This window comes from Alkalicoccus halolimnae (assembly GCF_008014775.2).
Lineage (GTDB): Bacteria > Bacillota > Bacilli > Bacillales > Salisediminibacteriaceae > Alkalicoccus > Alkalicoccus halolimnae.
Genome location: NZ_CP144914.1, coordinates 459662 through 477055, shown reverse-complemented (window position 1 = coordinate 477055; position 17394 = coordinate 459662). Strand labels below are relative to the sequence as shown.

The window sequence follows — 17394 nt, the reverse complement described above, 5'->3', positions numbered from 1 at the left end:
CTTTTTTATGCAGAGTAAGTGTGATTGTAAGCATACAACACATAATCAGCTGCTCTACTTAATGAATTTTTTCCATCTAAAGGCACTGAATAGATAGTCATAGAGATGAAATATACCACTCCTAAAATAACCTTAAGATTCTTTCCGCAAAAATTTATTTATTAAAAGTTCGCTTATGCCGGTAATGATCCACAAACTTAGAAGTAACGTAACAGCCAGGATAAATTTCCACGACCTGCTTCTTTCCCTTTAATTTCTGGATAGATTCTTTAATATCTGATTCCGGCAGCAGCATATACTTCTCTAAATCCGCTATCATAGTATGTTTTTGCTTTGCTTTATATAAGTTGTAAATGATCGTCGCCATCTTCCGCTCCCGATCTGTGAACATTCCCCTTCTCCCCTTTTTTACAGAGCTTCTCTCTTATCATAAGAACATTTGTTCTTTGATGCAAGATATGATAAAAAAATAATCACGGGAATTAAAAGGTGAAACTTATTTGTATTCCAACTTAATTGACTATAGTCCCATGAAATATTCGATTTTGGTATATTTATTCTCCTTTGCTTTAGTTAAGAGTAAGACAAGGCTAAAGGATGAAAAAATGAAAACTATACATAGGAAAGAATACGAGATGGTTATTCAGCTGCTTAAAGAAAAACGAATAGCTGCCGAACTTACGCAGGAAGACTTGGCAGAACGGCTCGGACAGAAACAGGCTTATGTAAGCAAGTATGAGAGATGCGAAAGAAGGATCGATCTTATTGAATTCCGTATGATCTGTCAGAGTATTGGGCTGGATGCGCTTGAAGTACATAAAGAATTTGAAGTAATCCTGCGCAAAAAGTTATGATGAAACGCCTATGTAAACCTAAAAGGTTGTACTTGCTGCTGAACGATGAAACAGATCCTTATTATACGTTGGAGAAAACGGAGCAGTACCGCTCCCTGCATCAGGCGATAAACAAATTAACCATACAGGAGCAGCGTGTAATCACGCTCCTGTATGGCTTTATTGGCGAGGGCAATTTGTCGAGATTGGAAGTGAGTGAAGCTTTGAATATATCTTTACAGAGGGTGTATCAGGTGGAGAAGCTGGCTTTAAGAAAGCTCAAGCTACGAATGGAAATCCACTGCTGAGTATTTTCAATGCTCTTTTACGTTAACTTTCAATAAAATAATCATGATCAATATTCTTGATCACATATTCTTCCTGCATAGATACGCCGATATTGTAATCAATCATTAGTTCTGCCAAATATTCTCCGTCTATTAGAATAATCTTTTTCTCAATATTTTTTACGTATTCCAACGCTCCAGGTGTATACGCGGAAGTTGTAATAAAGATTCCTTTTTTTGTGCGCTTGCCTTCCAGGCTTCCTGCAAACGTTTGAATAGATGGACGGCCTACAGAGCCCTGCCATCTTTTCGCCTGAATATACAGTATGTCTAAACCGAGTTTATCTTCTTTAATAATTCCGTCGATCCCTTCATCTCCGCTCTTCCTCAGCACTTGCGCTGCATCTGTTCTTGAACCGCCATACCCCATAGCTACGAGCAGGTCGACTACTAGCTCCTCAAAGAAAGCCGGAGAACAGCTTCTAATCATATCAAGTAGCTCTTCCGATAAATTACTTCTTAATTCTAAATAGCTGGATTCAGAATTTCTTTAGGTGTTTTCACGGACTCTTCCTCTGGTTCTATTGCCTCTTTATTGCTTAATGACTTTTGGCTTTTATTTTTAAATTCTAAAAAAGACGAAAATCGTTCTAAATATTTCGAGTTGATTCCAGCAGGATTATTACTAAGGACTTCTAATCCAGTATCAGTTATTTGAAACTCCCCCCGGTTTATCGTTTGTAATAATCCTGCTTTCTTCAAATAAGTCCTAGCCCACCCTACTCGGTTTTTAAATTTGGACTGCTTCCCGCTTGGCAGTACTTCTGTCAGGTCTTCTTCAGTCAGCTGAAACTGCTCAGCTAATGTGTCGTATATTTCTCTTAAACTATGGACCTCTCCGTCTGTTAAACATTTCAATAACGGAAGCATAAACTTCTGATAATCTGGAACGCTCATTTTTGAAAAGCTCCTTTAACCTATTTCTAGCTTTCGTAAGTTTTTAAGTAGTATCTACTACTCTTCTCAACCGATAATAAGGGTACTATCTTTAATATTTTAATGCCCCTTTGGTCGTTTTCTAATCCAAATCTATATTTACCCCATTCACTTTCAACTGAAATACACTAACTTGCTGAAAGTCTCCCGTGTATTCCGTCTTTAAAATATAATCGAATTTTTCACCAGCGTATTCAAATTCCCCTTCAGATAATGTTCTTAAATTTGTAATCTGTACATCTGCTTGATTTTCATTGATATCCAATAAAGAAGGTTCCTGAACATTTTCATAAAAGAATGCTTTTATCGTGCTTTTAACATCGCTTTCTTCTATCGACACCTCATTTGTCGATCGGCCAACGTCATAAGCAATCGCAGCATCCATATGGGAACTCATAAACTCCCTTAATTCATCGACCGATTCCCCGTACTCACCAGCCAATTCCCCGAATAGAACTTCTTCCGATTTATCTGGATATGCCGCAAGATAATCCATGACATCGTTATATTTCTTATAATTTTCTTCGCTGATGTCTGATTCTGGTTCGTCTATATCCGTAGTAAAATCAGCTGTTATTTCTGGATTAAATATATCTTCTTCATTTGCGGCAATTTCATTTTCTTCTTCATCCGCCACGGTGTTCATTTCTTCCTCTTCGTTTACTGCTTGTTCTGCCTTTTCTTCGCTGCTGTTCTCCGTATCATTTACTTCCTCGTTATCCGGTTCTTCATTAGTTGAACTGTCTTCATCTTTCTGAGATTCTTCTATATTTTCCTCGTGAACAGCCTGATTACTTTCTTCGGCTGCGATTTCTTCCTCCGTGTCCCCTCCTATAAATAGGGAAGCACAGGATCCGAGCATAAGCATATAAGCGGCAGAAGCTGCAGCCATTTTTATTTTGCTTCGGCTTCGAAATCCAAAAATTTTGTTGTACCAGGCTCTTTCCACTTCAATGAATGTAAGGCCGGTATTTAATTTCAGATAACTGACGATACTTTTTCCGTCACTCATCAGCTTGATAATACGTCTGCTGTCGTCAAATATGAGTTCTGTTTTCACTGCGTAACTGTCTACCGTAACCTGTTTATACTCTTCAAATAGTATTTTGTTATGGATAAATACACTTCTTAATACTTCCTGCATTTTTTCTTCTTTTTCGCCTTCTTCGTAGAACAAATCAGAGTCGGCAATTTTGAAAGTAACAATTTCCCCGGTGTTTACAGCTGAATAAAATCGCACGGAAAAACCGGCTTCCGGAAAGCTGGATTCTACCACATAGGTATGTGGGATAGCGTTTATTTCACAGTAAGTTCGGATTACCTCTGCCCACTTAAGCAGGTGCTTCTTTTTCTTTTCTGTTTTCTCATCACCCATAAACTCCCTCTTCTCTATTCTCATTTTCTCTGTATTATACCTTAATTATCCAGTATAAAGTGTATTTCCGTTCGTTTTAATGGGTAAATTTGTATATTAATTGTCAGGAGATGATGACTCGAGTACTTCGATATCACTAAGGCCGGTTTCAAAGCTTTTTTATACACGTAACCGCCCCGGCATTTTTCCAGGGCGGTTATCGTTTATCAGGATTTTCACAACTTTCCGCTTCACCACCGTATAGGAGAAAAAGGTGATTTTTTGCATTTGCATCAGTTATCTTTTAGTAACTTTTTAAGAAACCAGCTTCAAATGAACGGCTCCCGAACTTTACATATCCGGTTCTTCAGCCTTCTCTGCACACGAAGAGGCTCTCACAGTACAGTGAGAGCCTCCTTTATTATCTGTACCCTCACCGGGGTTTCTCCTATGAGTTCTCCGTCACTTTGAACGAGGAATGGAATAACGGAGTGAACATCCACATTCGTTCCTCTAAAAAAGCTTATATTTTCATTTGACGTGTGTTTTCCCCTATAAATTTTTGGAATCTGCCGGATGAGAGGCCATTTATTTCTGCCGTGCAGCACGCAGATGTCGAGGCAGCCGTCGTTATTCACTGCTTCAGGGCAGATAAGAATGTTGCCGCCGTAGTTAGGGGCGTTTGCCACTGCCGTAAGCCATACATCGGTAAACACCCGTTGTCTGCCGTCAATCGTCAGCGTCACGTTTACCGGTTTAAATGATTTTAAAACTTGTAACACGCTGACAGTATAAGAGAGCCGGCCCAGACCGAACATGTTGAACCATTTTTTGTACGGAGATTCATTGGCTGTTTCTGCCACTTTTCCGTCAAAACCAATTCCGGTTACCGTTAAGCCGCAGCGGTCTCCTGTTTGAAGGACGTCTATTTTTTTAGGATTATTTTTAAAGATACGAAAAAGGGCTTGTTGCGTATTCCCTGTAATGCCAAGGCTTCGGGCAAAATCATTGCCTGATCCTGCCGGTATTATCCCTAAAGGAATGCCTTTATGTACGAGGGCAGCTGCTGCTTCATTAACCGTCCCGTCTCCGCCGACTGCTACCACTATTTTCACGCTGCTGTTCAGCAGGTCATCCGTGAGTCTTCCGGCATCGTTTGGTTCTTTTGTAAAAGCAACGATGTAAGGTACCTTTTTCCTCTTTAGTTCCTTTTCTGTTTTCTTCCATATGTTATGCCCTTTTCCGCTTCCTGCGGTTTTATTTACTATAAATCCATACATATCTGTTTAGGCCGCCTTTATCCTCCAGGGTTCGTGAGCAATTACAGTTTTTATGTAAAAAAGAAACCTGCGCTTTTCGTTTTTGATTCCAGTATAGCATGAGGAACTGGGGTCATCCCTATATTATAGAAAATATTGTAATATCCAGGAGGGTCTTTGAAAAACTTTTGCAGTTCAAGAAAATAATTGTTTTTATCGAGCAGGATCAGGAATATAATGTAAATAAGAATCACTGCCCCTTCCTTTATCCCCCTGCCGCAGAATAAGAGAGGAGTGAACCTAGTGGGAAAGCTCAGTATCTGCTTCCTTGTATGCTTGGTTCTGCTTTCCGGCATCAATATTCAGCCAGCCGCAGCTTCGTCACCCTTAATGGATGCAGCAGATGTCGAACCGTTTTTGGATGACGTTGTAGAAGAACAGATGGAGGAGTGGGACATCGCAAACCTCACCCTCTCTGTCGTAGCGGATGGAGAAGTTGTTTTAGCGAAGGGATACGGGCTGGAGGACATAGAACAGGAAACACCTGTCGATGCGGAGACCACGCTGTTTCGGATCGGCTCCACCGGCAAACTGTTTACGTGGACCGCCGTCATGCAGCTCGTGGAAGCAGGAGAGCTGGACCTCGATACGGACGTGAATGAATACCTGGACTTCGAGATCCCTTCCTATCTGGAGTATGGAGAGAATCAGACAGAAGCAGAGCCGATTACGTTAAGGCATCTTATGTCGCATACGCCCGGTTTTGAAGATAAACTGACCGGGCTGTTTGCCCTCTCCGAAGAAGAGCTGCCTCCTCTCGACCAGTACGTCCGGGAAGAAAAGCCGGCAAGGGTCTTCCCTCCCGGCGAAGTACCGGCCTACTCCAATTACGGAGCCGCCCTTGCCGGTTATATTGTGGAAGTCGTTTCCGGCATGCCGTATTCCGAGTATGTGGAAGAGAATATTTACGCTCCGCTCGGCATGGAAAACAGTTCGTTCCGCCAGCCGCTTCCACCCGATATCGCGGAGAACATGGCCGGTGCTTACCGGTATGTGGACGGCGGGTTTCTGGAAGGAGAGTTTGAGTTTATGCCGGAGCCTGCCGGAAGCATGAGCAGCAGTGCTTCGGACATGGCCCGGTTCATGCTTGCCTACCTGCAGGAAGGAGCGGTTGACGGGGAAAGGATTTTAGCGGAGGAGACGGTAAACGGCATGTTCGCGGAGCAGTATACGGTCGACCCCCGTCTCGACAACACCGCCCACGGCTTTATAAAAACGGCGATTAACGGGCGGGACGTCTTTCACCATCCTGGTGGAACGATGCTTTTCAATACAGGGATGTATCTCGTACCGGAGGAAGAAATGGGCTTTTTCATTTCCCACAGCGGCGGCAGCTACCTTGCGAATATAGAAATTCCCCAGCAGTTCATGGACCGGTACTTTCCCGGCGGAGAGGAAGAAGCTGCTGACGCCGAAGCGCCTGAAGGGATGGCAGAAAGAGCCGGTGCGTTTACCGGGGAATACCATCAAAACCGGCGCGCTTTTACGACAACAGATAAGCTGTTAAGCATTCTCGTCGGGGTCGTCCGTGTTGATACCGAGGAGGACGGTTTTTTAACCGTCACGCATGCCGAAGAAACGAATCCGTTCACAGAAGTGGAGCCCGGCGTATACGAAATGGTAAGGGCGAGCAGTACGCAGAGCTACGGCGAGGATTTTCGGACGATCGTCTTCTCCACGGATCCCCTTGGAAAAACGATGCTTCTGACGAACGGACCGGTGAGCTACTCGAAAGCCGCCTGGTATGAAACGTCCGCTTTCACCGTTGCCGCTTTGGTCATTTCTGTTGTTTTCCTTATCGGAAGCTTCCTGTACTGGGGCGTAAAAGCAGGAATTTTAAAACTTCGCAGGAAAACGGGACCTGCAAAAAAGCCGGGTGCCGTCTGGGCCAAAAGAACAGCGGTCGTGCTCGGCCTGTTCACCATCGCTTTCCTTATCCAGTTTCTTACGGAAAGTGCACCGGATCCGGTATACGCCCTGCCGAAATCCGCTTATGCCCCGCCTCCACGGTGGGCGCAGCTGCTTGATACTGTTGTTTCCTATGTGATCGTCCTCTCCGCCCTTGCCGCTGCCGTCTTTTCCATATTGGCCTGGTGGAAATCCTACTGGCGCGTGCCGGGAAGAATTCACTATACCCTTTTTGCTCTGGCTGGCCTCGTGCTCTCCTGGATCTTTTATTTCTGGCAGGTCGTTTAAAGAGGATCAGGAGAAAGAATGAATATAAAAATAGATTAAACGAGGAAGTTTCGTGCTTCTTATAAGCAGGCCCTCCTTCCGAAAACCGGGAGGAGGGCTCGTTTGTAAAAGAAGGTCTTTTCGATGTTCTGCTGTACATCAGTTTTCGGCTTATCGGCTGTTTGCACCGGTTATTTTGATCACCGCCGCTTCCGCTGACCGAAGCGCTCCTTCCAGATGTCCGCTGTACTCGGCATTTGTTTCTGTACCGGCAAAAACGAGTTTCTTTTCCCAGATCCCCGCTGACGGCAGCGGGCCGTAGCTTTTGTAATTCTTAAAAGGCCCGGCGTCTTCCTCCACTGCGGTTTCGGAATCACCCGCCCAGTCTTTATAAAGGATGGCGCGCGGATTTTCTGCTTCTTTCCCAAAGAGCTTGATCAGCTGTTCGGCTGCCAGCTCGACTACTTTCTCCTCTCCGAGCTGTTGACGAACTGCTGAAGGAAGGCCGAAGAAACCGAATAAGGCCCCTCCTCCGTCTGCCGGAGATGCGTCATAGATCTCCTCCATGGGACCGACAGAACTTATTACCAGGCCGGAAAGCCCTGCTTCTCTCCAGAAAGGACGGTCATACACGGCAACGGCTTTCGCCTGGGAGGCCATCCACGTCGGTTTTTCCGTCATGTCGGATAGAATATTCCCGGGGAGCGGTGGAGAAAAATGGATATGATGCGCTGCGAGGCGGGGCGGCAGGGCCAGAATGACCGCAGCTGCCGGAAGGCTTTCCGCCGTCCCGTCTGCCCGCTCTGCTTCCACTACTGCTTCCGCCTTTTCATCCAGCCGGATGCTTTTGACACGTGTTTCCAGCTCTATCGCTTCCGGAGCAATCTTCTCTGCGAGCGCCTCCATAAGCGACTGCACTCCTCCCGTGAACCGGACGCCCCTTTCCTCCATGTTTTCCTGCAGTACAGCCCGCTCCGGCGGCTTGATCTGGAACCGCTCCACGAGCATAGCTCCGTCGTTATGCTGGACAAACGTTGGTAACTGCAGCTCTTCCACGAGAGAGGCTATCCGCTTCTCATACTGCGCCCAGAACCAGGTTGGCCCCAGATCGAACCTGCCCAGATCCGGCCTGTCCGGAACCGGGGTACTCAACACCCTGCCGCCGATTCGGTCTCTTGCCTCGAGAATCCGAAAGGGGATGCCCTGTTCCATAAGCAGGGAAGCTGCACGCAGACCGCTCAACCCTGCACCGACGATAACGACCGGTTTATTCATCTTTTTTCCTCCTTTTTACGGGTCACTTCAAAAACGGCCTGTTCCGCTGCAAGGAGAGCGCCTTCGAGATGCCCCCCGGATTGGGCATCCGCCTCCGTTCCTGCAAACAGGAGCTTCTTTTTCCATACATCCGATGCCGGCGGCCGGCCGTAAACCGGGAAATCCCGAAGCGGTTCCAGATCTTCCTCCACGGCTGTTTCCGCGTCAGTGGCCCAGTCTTTATAAAGAAGCGCCTGCATGTTTTCAGCGGGCGTGCCGAAAAGTCTGCTCAGTTGTTCGGATGCCAGTTTCAAAACCTGCTCCTCCCCCAGATCCCGGCGTGTTTCTGCCGGCATGCCGAAGAACCCAAATAAAGCACCGGCGCCTGTTTGAGGAGAAGCATCGTGAATTTCCTGCAGAGGGCCGACCCAGCTGGCTGCAAATCCGGAAAGGCCGGATTCCCTCCAGAAAGGACGGTCATAGACGGCAACCACCTTGGCCTGCCCCGCCATCCAGGCAGGTTTGCTTAAAAGGTCAGCAATCATCTCCGTAGGAAGGGAAGGAGAAAAGGCCAGATGACGCGCCGCAACCCGGGGCGGCAGGGCGAGAATCACCGCACCGGCTGACACTGTTTTCATCTGTCCGTCCGCACCTTCTGCTTCTACCGTGACAGCCCCTGCTTCATCGAGCCGGACGGCGGTAACGTGCGTATTAAGCTCCACGATGCCCGGGGGAATCGTATCTGCTACGGCTTCAATCAGCGACTGCATCCCTCCTTCGATCCGCATCGATGTTTCCACGGCACTTTCCGACAGCATAAAACGCTCCGGCACTCTACCTGCAAATCGTTCGGAAAGCATCGCTCCTTTCGTATACTGAGCGAACGTTTTTACATTCAGTTCATGAACCAGGCTCGTTATGGAGCGCTCATACTGCGGCCAGAACCATGTCGGGCCAAGGTCGAATGTCCCAAGATCCGGTCTGGCTGGATCAGAACGGCTCAAAACCCTTCCTCCAACTCTGTCTCTGGCCTCGAGAACCTGGCATTTTATCCCCTTGGCAGCGAGCAGCGACGCCGCGCGCAGGCCGCTTAAGCCGGCTCCGATAATCACGACGGGTTTGTTCATGGGCTTTCCCTCCTCTCTGAAATGCTGTTTATTAATGGAAATTATTTTCTGTTTTTCGGTCTGAACTTCCGGGGGCCACGGGCGCTGTGGAATAAACTGCTCCATACCTTTTCATCCCGGGCAGTCCCCGCTGAAATTCCGCTGCCGGCTTTGCTTAATATACCGTTCCTATTATCCTCTCCGGTCGTTCCTTCTGTCAAAACCGCAGTCCCGGCATTTACAGAAGCTCGTCGTTCAGGGGTTCTCCCACAGACTGTGGAAAAGCCCCCGGAAATGTTTTCCGGGGGCTCTGGGGCGGGGATGATTCACCGCCTGCCTGAGGACTGAGCTTTCCCCGGCACACCGTGGTGATTACAAAATCCCCTTCTTAAAGCTCTGAACAAGCCGGGCCGTGCGCCCGCATTTTTAGTCCACTTCCTCCCACCAGGGCGACGCAGGAGCCGTTAACCTCCCGTTCATTTGCACTGTTTCACCGATCCGGGGAGCGATAAGATGAATGTTCTTTTCCTCTGCTTCTTTTAATGCCCGTTCGATCGGTTCCGACCACCCATGCCTGGAGAGAGTAAAGGCACCCCAGTGCGCCAGAAGCATCGTTCTGCCTTTTATATCTATATGGGCCTGCACCGCCTGCTCAGGAAACATATGAGCCCAGGCCCAGTGCTTATTGTACTGACCGCCCTCGATTATAGTGATATCAAACGGGCCGTATTTGTCGCCAATTTCCTTGAAGTGCCCGCCGTATCCGCCGTCACCGCTGTTATAGAAGCGCGTCTGTTTCCCGAGAATCACCCAGCCGCCCCACAAGGTTGTATTCCGGTTCAGCACTCCTCTCCCCGAAAAATGTCTGGACGGCGTTAAAGCGATCGTCAACCCCTGGAACTCTGCTTCAACCCACCAGTTCAGTTCGGTAATTTTTTCTGCTGCGACACCCCATCGAATCAAGTGACTGCTGACACCGCACGGTACGAAAAAATGATCAACTCTGTTTTTCAGCTGTGTGATGGACGGATAGTCCAGATGGTCGTAATGGTCATGAGTCAGGAAGACAGCATCCATTGCAGGCATTTCGTCCATAATCCCCATGATGTTTTCACTGTAGCGTTTCGGTCCCAGAAAGGTAACGGGAGAAGCCGCGGGACCGAACATGGGATCAAAAAGCATCTTTTTATTATCAATAGTGAGCATAAAAGTGGAGTGGCCCAGCCAGACGAGACTGTCTTCTTTACTGTTTATTTTGTCCCAGTCAATTTTTCTGACAGGAAGCCGGCCGGACGGACTCGTTTTACCTTTAGCATGAGAGGCAGTGATCGCGGGAGACGGTTCCGCTGCGCTTTTTCTCTCTGCTGGTGGGCGGTAGACAAATTTTCCGTTCTCATAGTTATCTAACGTACTAAACCATTTTCTTTGTTCCTTACTTGGTTTCCCTCCGAAAGCCGGATGTAAATATCTAATCAACGACATGACAGCTCCTTTCATAAACAGGAAAGCCGGCAGATAAAGCTGCCGTGCTTTTCGATGTCAATTTTTTTAAAAGGGTTATTGTTTCCCCGCTGCCGCGGAGACTTTCAGGAGAAAAAATCTTTGAGGAAACTGCCTGCTGCTTTTAAACCAGCACCGGTACTATTTTGCCGGCCGCGTTGCAGTCGTTTGAATCACACGATTCCCTTCCTGCCCTCCAGCAGGGTGATTCGCACGTTCAGGCCCCTCCTCCAGTTTTCTATTCAACGATCGGCTTCAACTGTCAGGAGGGTGCAGTTGCTTTAAAAAAGGATGGGTATTTTTTATCTGTTCAAAATGATGACAGTCGTGTGCAGCTAATCCCCGCAGATAGTCATACAGGTTAAGTTTAGATGTTCCAATAGAAAATTCTCTTTCCCATAATTCATCCGGGATTTGCAGGAGCTCCCCATAAAGCTTTTCTCTCGTTATGATAAATGTATCCAATGTCTCCTGCTTACTCTTTATTCTGCTGACAGCGGCTGATTCCACATTTATTTTTTGAGCATCCGGTCCTTTAGGAAGTTCGCCAGCCGAGAATAAATAAGGTAAGCGGTGCTTCATAACAAACTCATCCCAGGGTTTGAAATGACCAATGATCTCTGCAATGGTCCATTTGCCTTCTTTTACGGGGGTTCTCCATTGATCTTCGCTTATGGAATGCAATGATTTCACAAATTCTATGGATTTTATCTGGTGATCCAGAATATCCTTTTTATATTTGTTCATACGGCCTCCCGTGTATCGATAATTGATTTATCTTTTTATCATAATCTGTCCTTATCGTCGAAAATTTTTAATGTCTTGAAATACTGCTTAGTTCGACCTGCCTTCCTTAACTTATTATACATAACTTAAAGAATTTTATTTTAAAAGCTGCCCCTTCTTAATGACCATAAAAACACTTGGATAAAAGGAATTTGTGCTGTATTTCATTTCCCATGATGCAGCAGAAACAGCAATAATTCATTAAGGGACGTTCTCTGAACCGATTTACTTCCTGAAACTAATAACACTTAAATTGAACTAATTTCGTAATTTGTTATATTAACTAACTTAAAGCACGTTCCTGGAACTAAGTTAATAATAGTTCGTATTTAAAATACAGAATTGGAATGTAAGACGGCAACTCTGTCGGGATCAGCGCAGTCTGAGAATCCATTCTGACGAAGCTTTGCGAGAAAGAATTAGTTGAAGACAAGCCCCGCAGAAAGCGTGCGTCTGAAATGAAAGTTAATGATAATGTTCGGATATTTTGCTGCAACAGGTACTTATGAAATTGGTTCAACTATATAAAAAATAACTGTATTTATCGCGGAGTATTAGGAATATAATGGAATCAAGTCAACATTCATCCGGTTCAGCAGGTAACGATTCGCACAGCGGCGGCCGCTATCTCGCAAACATAGAAATTCCCCGGCAGTTCATGGACCGGTATTTTCCCGGGGAAGACGAAGAAACGCCTGAAGGTATGAAAGCAAGAGCAATCCTAGTGGCTCGCGGCGGGAAGAATCCACTATACGCTGGTTGCTATGGCTGGTCCCGTGCTCGCGTGGATCTTTTATTACTGGCAGGTGATTTAGAGAAAGGATCGAAAAGCATTGGCAGGGAATGAATGGGAAAAGCGGTAAAGGAAGCGCCTGCCGCTGTAAGATAAAGCTTTACGTCCCTGCCTTATCCCGCGGCATTTACAAATATCAGCACCGTGCTGCTCTTTTTGTTATATACTTTTGGACAGACGCTCAGGGAGGATTGTATATGAAACAGAAGGTGTTAATTACCTATGAAGTCATCCTAATGCTGCTCATTTTATCGTCGGCTTCCACCGTCTTTTATGACACCAGCCTTGTTTTTCTCGATCACTTCGTCTGGGTTGTGCTGCTTACTGACGTGCTCACACGCTTCTTTATGACCAAAGACAAAATAAACTTCATCAAGCGCAACCCATTTGATTTCATTGCCGCCATTCCGCTTGATTCCACCTTTCAGTTTGCCCGGCTCGTGCGGCTGTTCCGGATTATCAGATTCATCCGGCTGCTGAAACATACGTCCTTTTATACTATCCTTCATACGAACGGCCTGTTCAAAACCCTTGCCGCTGTCGCTATCCTGATTTTCCTTTCGGCTATTCCAATTACCTTCCTGGAATCAGAGGTGGAAACATTTATGGACGGCATCTGGTGGGCGGTTGTGACAGCAACGACAGTAGGTTACGGAGACATTGCTCCGGTCACGACGACAGGACGAGTGATCGCTATGGTGCTGATGGTCTTCGGCATCGGCCTCATCGGTATGGTAACAGGCTCGATTGCCACTTATTTTATGGAGAAAAAAGAAAACCATACCAAAAATGATACGGTACATTTTCTGCGCAGCCAGCTTAATCACTATGAAACGCTCACACCTCATGACTACGACCGGCTTCTATATATGCTGCAGTCTTTAAAAGAGGAACAAACCGCGGCGAAGCACGATCGTCCGGAAGAACCGTAGCACTCGTCAGCGCAACGTTTTTGGTAAAGGAAGCCTCCAGCTTCTTTCTAGGTTCCGCTCTATGGGCACGGGCCGTTTTTAAATTCGCTCATGCAGCCAGGAGATGAAAAACATCCTCTTTATCGTTCCGCATGAGCGGAGTTTCTTTTCGCAATACGAAAAACCGCAGACTTATCCATAAGGAAGGCCGCGGCTTCATACGTACTTTCAGGGCCGTCTCAACACTTCTTTTGAGACCGCCCTTTTATTTTGATTTAGTAAACTGCGTGGCCGTATAGAAAAACAAATACGAAAACATCCCGATCAACGTGAAGCCGCCGGTGAAATAAATCATGAACCGGTCGATGCTTTCGACAGTTACGGTGAGAATGGTCAGTGGTTCACTTAAAATGTCCCAGGAGTTAAAACGGATGAAACGGCCTAAAAAGACGCCGATGCCGCATAAAACCTGCGCCATCAAAACGAACAGCCAGCCGGTGACAGTATGAAAATAATTTCGAACATTAAAGTGCATAATATAAAGGCTGAGAACACTGATGGCAAGTCCGATTCCGGCAGTAAACGCCGTCGTAAAAAAGGAATTCCAGGACTGGCCGTCCATAGCGTAGGGGGTGGAAGCATTTCCGCTTCCTATGGTGTCTTCCGGTTCTGACAAATAAAAATTGAGATCAGACAGATGGAGGAAATCTGTTAATATATACACGGTATTCGGAAAGAAAAACAGCCAGCCGGTGCCGAAAATACAGGCAATCAGCCCTCGACCCTGCACGGAGCGGGGAGTTGTCAGAATCCAGTGCGCTGCACAGGCGAAACCGATTGGAATCCAGGCAAGGAGCAAATTCCAAAAAAGCGGATCTATATCCGCACGATTGAATAAGAACATCCATATGCTGATAAAAAAAGAAGCTGCGATAAGCAGGACCATAAAATATCCAAGTTGCATGCGTTCTCCCCCAAGTCACCATTTGTATACTAACAATACTTTAATTTACAAATGAAAGCGAGAAAAAACACGGGGAGAATGTCCGCGTGCCAGACTCCCTTATTCCTGTCTCCTTTGGGGTAAGCAGTGCTGCTCTCCACGAACAATCAGACGGGTTAATAAATCTCATTTCTATAAGTTTTTTAGAAACAAGAAGCTGTACAGCTTCACATCAATGGTCGAATCACACTAAGAGAAAAATGCTATTTATCTAATTCCCTCTTTTCCTTTAACAGCTTATGAAATTCTTTTTCCAGTGCTTCCGACGGCTCTACACTGAGCCGGCTGAGCACTTCGGATATTTTCGTTTCCAGCACTAAATAATCATCCTGCTTCGTATGTCGTTTTTCCTTCGTCTCACTCTGCTTATAGTCTTTATAGTTCCCCTCGAAAAACTTTATCTTTCCGCGGCGGATTTCCAGTATATGATCAGCAATGTTTTCGATAAACTGCCGGTCATGGGAAACAAAAATAATGCTTCCTTCATAATCTTTCAACAGCTTCTCCAGTGCTTCCAGTGCCTCCGTATCCAGGAAGTTCGTCGGCTCGTCCAGAATCAGCATGTTAATGTCACTCACAAACAGCTTGGCAAGGGCGGTTTTCACTCTCTCCCCGCCGCTTAACACGTTCACCTTCTTATGCACCTCTTCGTTAAAGAAACGCATTCTTGCGAGCACGGTCCGGATCAGCGTTTCATTCTGCGCAGAGGAAGACTGAACGTTTTCCAAAATGGTCTTTTCTTCGTCTAATATATTTAAATTTTGACTGAAGTAGCCGGTTTTTACGGAGGGTGACAGAGTAATACCCTCTTCCTGACGTAGAATTTTCTTTACGAGTGTCGTTTTTCCGCTTCCGTTCGGCCCGATAACCGCTAATTTATCTCCGCCCCGAAATAGAAAGCTTATTTCATCCCATAAAATGCGGCTGCCAATCCTGCCTGCTGTCTTCTCCACCCGCAGAACAATCCGCTTTTTAAACGCACTTTCATTCAGCAGATTCATCTTAAGCGGCGGAAGCTCTTTCACTTTTTCCACCTTTTCCAATTTCTCCAGCCGCGTTTCCATTGCTGCCGCTGTCTTTTGCAGCTTCTTCTGCTTTTTCGCAAAATACGGCTTCGCTCCGGTAATCCTTGCTTCGGAGCCACTTACATTTTTCGGGGTTTTAACTGCCCTCTGCGCTTTTTCTTCTTTGGATTTCACCGCTTCCTTCAGTTTCTTTTTTTCCTGTTCATACTTTTCATATGCGAGCTGTGCCTGACGGTGTTCAATTTTTTTCTGCTCCGTATAGGCGCTGTATCCTCCCTGATACACTGTTACTTTACCTTCTCCTATTTCCCAGATGGTGGAGCAGAGCGCGTCCAAAAGTGTACGGTCGTGGGAAACGAGGAGGAAGGCTCCCTGCCACTCACCCAGCTTCTTTTCCAGCCACTCGATATGATCGGTATCCAGATTGGTTGTCGGTTCATCGGCAAGCAGCAGCTCTGCCTTTCGGTTAAGCGTCTGTTGAATATAGTCCTGGGTGATTTCCCCGCCGCTTTTCGTCGTGTCCGTCGGCTTCAGCTGAGGCAGAAGCTCGCTGCTTGTATTTTTCATAATCGTTCCTTTTTCCGGCACCACTTCCCCGTTGATGATTTGAAGCAATGTTGTTTTCCCGCATCCGTTACGGCCGACTAATCCAATCCGGTCGTTTGGATTGATCTGCAGGTTATCGATGTCCAGCAATAAGCGGTCCTGAACGTAGTGTCTGATTTCCTGTGCTTCGAATAAAAGCATATGAACATCCCCTTTTGTTCCATAAAATTACGGGGACACAAAAAGCCCCCTTCTGCATTCAGAATAGGGGGCATAAAAATATACGGGTGCACACCGAAAGAGACTTCTCCCCCGGGTCCAGCTGCATAAAGCCAATCCTATTCTGAAAAACGGCAATGAAAGGCACAGTAAAAAAGCAGAGCTCCTCTGCTGCAAGCCTTCGATTGTCTGTTTTCGTCAATAGGATTAGTACTTCATGTGATTGGGTCACCCTTTCGTTTTCTTTAAGTTACTTTAAACAATACGCCGAAACGTAAATAGCTGTCAACTGCTGAATGAATGTAATAATAAAAACCTATCCCGAAAAAACGCAAACGGGCGGTGACATCCGGACGGACGCTTTTCCGAAGAGGCTTTCGGGAAGACCCTCCTTTTTACTTCGTTCTTCGGTTAACCGGATTGTCCCCGTAGCTGACCCAGTCACTCCAGCTGCCCGCGTATAATTTTGCTTGCCTGCCTGTTTCGGCCAGAGCAAGTACGTTCACACACGCTGTCACTCCGGATCCGCAGTAGGCGATGATGTCTCCGCCGCTGTTTACATAGTCCTGAAGCTCTTCGTTCCACGCGCTTTTATCCTTGAGACGCCCCTCGCTGTCGGAACGGGCCTGCCAGTTTTCGTTGTCGGCTCCAGGTATGTGACCCGCGACGGGATCAAACGGCTCCGAGATTCCGAGGTACCTCTCTTCGGAGCGCGAATCCACCAGACGTACCGCAGGGTCTTCCAGTGCCTTTCGCACGTCTTCCATGGAAGCGAGCATATCGTCATTGGGGCTTGCGGTATAAGAGCTTTTTTCAGTCGCGGGCAGTCGATCATCGGTCGGGTACCCGGCGGCTTTCCAATGAGAAAAACCTTCTCTCATCACGTACGCCTTTCTGTGACCGAAATATTTCAGCAGCCACCACAGATGGGATGCCATCCCTCCGGCCTGATCATCGTAGGCGACGACGATGCTCTCTTTTGTGATGCCGGAACGCTCCATCAGGGAAGAAAACTGTCCGGCATCCGGCAGCGGATGTCGTCCTCCGTGTTTCCCCGTCGGAGCGGACAAATCGTTTTCCAGATGAAAGTACAGGGCTCCCGGGATGTGCTCATTTTTATACTCCTCATATCCTTTGTCAGGCTCCCCTAAATGAAACCGGCAGTCTACTACGACCAGATTTTCGTGTTCTAAATTATTCTTCAGCCATACCATATCGACAATATTTGAAGTCAACAGCAGTCACCTTCCCTTTCTGTATTTCTGTCTGCTTACAGTATATACCATT

The 17394-nt window shown here is 46.6% G+C and carries 17 protein-coding genes; 5 read left to right on the top strand and 12 right to left on the bottom strand.

All coding sequences use genetic code 11. From position 1 onward, the window contains the following. Positions 1 to 154 precede the first annotated feature (154 nt). Entirely contained in the window at positions 155 to 391 is a 237-nt protein-coding gene (locus FTX54_RS02150) for a hypothetical protein (RefSeq protein ID WP_147803873.1), read from the bottom strand. Between the two features lie 214 nt (positions 392 to 605). Between FTX54_RS02150 and FTX54_RS02145 the strand changes: the two genes are divergently transcribed. Continuing rightward, a complete protein-coding gene (locus FTX54_RS02145) occupies positions 606 to 854 on the top strand; it encodes a helix-turn-helix domain-containing protein (RefSeq protein WP_147803872.1) in 249 nt (82 codons plus the stop codon). Further along, positions 851 to 1141, top strand: coding sequence for a sigma-70 family RNA polymerase sigma factor (locus FTX54_RS16785; protein WP_147803871.1), 291 nt, complete (start codon positions 851 to 853; stop codon positions 1139 to 1141). The genes FTX54_RS02145 and FTX54_RS16785 overlap by 4 nt, the downstream gene beginning before the upstream one ends. Positions 1142 to 1163: 22 nt before the next feature. Here FTX54_RS16785 and FTX54_RS02140 read toward each other — a convergent pair whose 3' ends face one another. The 4 genes from FTX54_RS02140 to FTX54_RS02125 all read right to left on the bottom strand — a co-directional run bounded on the left by FTX54_RS02140 (position 1164) and on the right by FTX54_RS02125 (position 4750). Continuing rightward, positions 1164 to 1610: a restriction endonuclease gene (locus tag FTX54_RS02140; RefSeq protein ID WP_338485257.1), complete on the bottom strand. Its 447-nt coding sequence runs from the start codon at positions 1608 to 1610 to the stop codon at positions 1164 to 1166. A 35-nt stretch (positions 1611 to 1645) separates the two neighbouring features. Next, positions 1646 to 2077, bottom strand: a complete 432-nt coding sequence (locus FTX54_RS02135; protein ID WP_338485256.1) for a winged helix-turn-helix domain-containing protein — start codon at positions 2075 to 2077, stop codon at positions 1646 to 1648. Between the two features lie 121 nt (positions 2078 to 2198). Continuing rightward, complete coding sequence (locus FTX54_RS02130; RefSeq protein WP_147803870.1) at positions 2199 to 3491, bottom strand: hypothetical protein; 1293 nt, start codon at positions 3489 to 3491, stop codon at positions 2199 to 2201. 374 nt (positions 3492 to 3865) lie between these two features. Beyond that, the gene (locus tag FTX54_RS02125) at positions 3866 to 4750 is read right to left on the bottom strand and encodes a diacylglycerol/lipid kinase family protein (RefSeq protein ID WP_147803869.1); all 885 of its coding nucleotides are present in this window, start codon (positions 4748 to 4750) and stop codon (positions 3866 to 3868) included. A 282-nt stretch (positions 4751 to 5032) separates the two neighbouring features. On the opposite strand from FTX54_RS02125, the gene FTX54_RS02120 reads away from it, so the two are divergent. Next, positions 5033 to 6985, top strand: coding sequence for a serine hydrolase domain-containing protein (locus FTX54_RS02120; RefSeq protein ID WP_222706844.1), 1953 nt, complete (start codon positions 5033 to 5035; stop codon positions 6983 to 6985). Between the two features lie 150 nt (positions 6986 to 7135). Here FTX54_RS02120 and FTX54_RS02115 read toward each other — a convergent pair whose 3' ends face one another. From FTX54_RS02115 to FTX54_RS02100, 4 genes are all read right to left on the bottom strand, one after another. Continuing rightward, positions 7136 to 8239 (bottom strand): flavin monoamine oxidase family protein, encoded by a 1104-nt coding sequence (locus FTX54_RS02115; protein ID WP_147803867.1) that lies wholly within the window; start codon positions 8237 to 8239, stop codon positions 7136 to 7138. Further along, entirely contained in the window at positions 8236 to 9345 is a 1110-nt protein-coding gene (locus tag FTX54_RS02110) for a flavin monoamine oxidase family protein (RefSeq protein ID WP_147803866.1), read from the bottom strand. The genes FTX54_RS02115 and FTX54_RS02110 overlap by 4 nt, the downstream gene beginning before the upstream one ends. Positions 9346 to 9750: 405 nt before the next feature. Then, on the bottom strand, positions 9751 to 10806 hold the full coding sequence (locus tag FTX54_RS02105; protein ID WP_422387412.1) for an MBL fold metallo-hydrolase: 1056 nt from the start codon (positions 10804 to 10806) through the stop codon (positions 9751 to 9753). 273 nt (positions 10807 to 11079) lie between these two features. Next, a complete protein-coding gene (locus tag FTX54_RS02100) occupies positions 11080 to 11571 on the bottom strand; it encodes a DinB family protein (protein WP_147803864.1) in 492 nt (163 codons plus the stop codon). 604 nt (positions 11572 to 12175) lie between these two features. Between FTX54_RS02100 and FTX54_RS02095 the strand changes: the two genes are divergently transcribed. Together FTX54_RS02095 and FTX54_RS02090 are read left to right on the top strand one after the other, a co-directional pair. Further along, complete coding sequence (locus tag FTX54_RS02095) at positions 12176 to 12457, top strand: hypothetical protein (RefSeq protein ID WP_147803863.1); 282 nt, start codon at positions 12176 to 12178, stop codon at positions 12455 to 12457. 143 nt (positions 12458 to 12600) lie between these two features. Next, the gene (locus tag FTX54_RS02090) at positions 12601 to 13335 is read left to right on the top strand and encodes a potassium channel family protein (RefSeq protein ID WP_187254552.1); all 735 of its coding nucleotides are present in this window, start codon (positions 12601 to 12603) and stop codon (positions 13333 to 13335) included. A gap of 244 nt (positions 13336 to 13579) precedes the next feature. On the opposite strand, the gene FTX54_RS02085 is transcribed toward FTX54_RS02090, so the two are convergent. The 3 genes from FTX54_RS02085 to FTX54_RS02075 form a co-directional block, all read right to left on the bottom strand. Beyond that, on the bottom strand, positions 13580 to 14278 hold the full coding sequence (locus tag FTX54_RS02085) for a DUF1361 domain-containing protein (protein WP_147803861.1): 699 nt from the start codon (positions 14276 to 14278) through the stop codon (positions 13580 to 13582). 242 nt (positions 14279 to 14520) lie between these two features. After that, on the bottom strand, positions 14521 to 16089 hold the full coding sequence (locus tag FTX54_RS02080; protein ID WP_147803860.1) for a Vga family ABC-F type ribosomal protection protein: 1569 nt from the start codon (positions 16087 to 16089) through the stop codon (positions 14521 to 14523). A gap of 413 nt (positions 16090 to 16502) precedes the next feature. Beyond that, positions 16503 to 17342, bottom strand: coding sequence for a sulfurtransferase (locus tag FTX54_RS02075; RefSeq protein ID WP_246125631.1), 840 nt, complete (start codon positions 17340 to 17342; stop codon positions 16503 to 16505). Positions 17343 to 17394 lie beyond the last annotated feature (52 nt).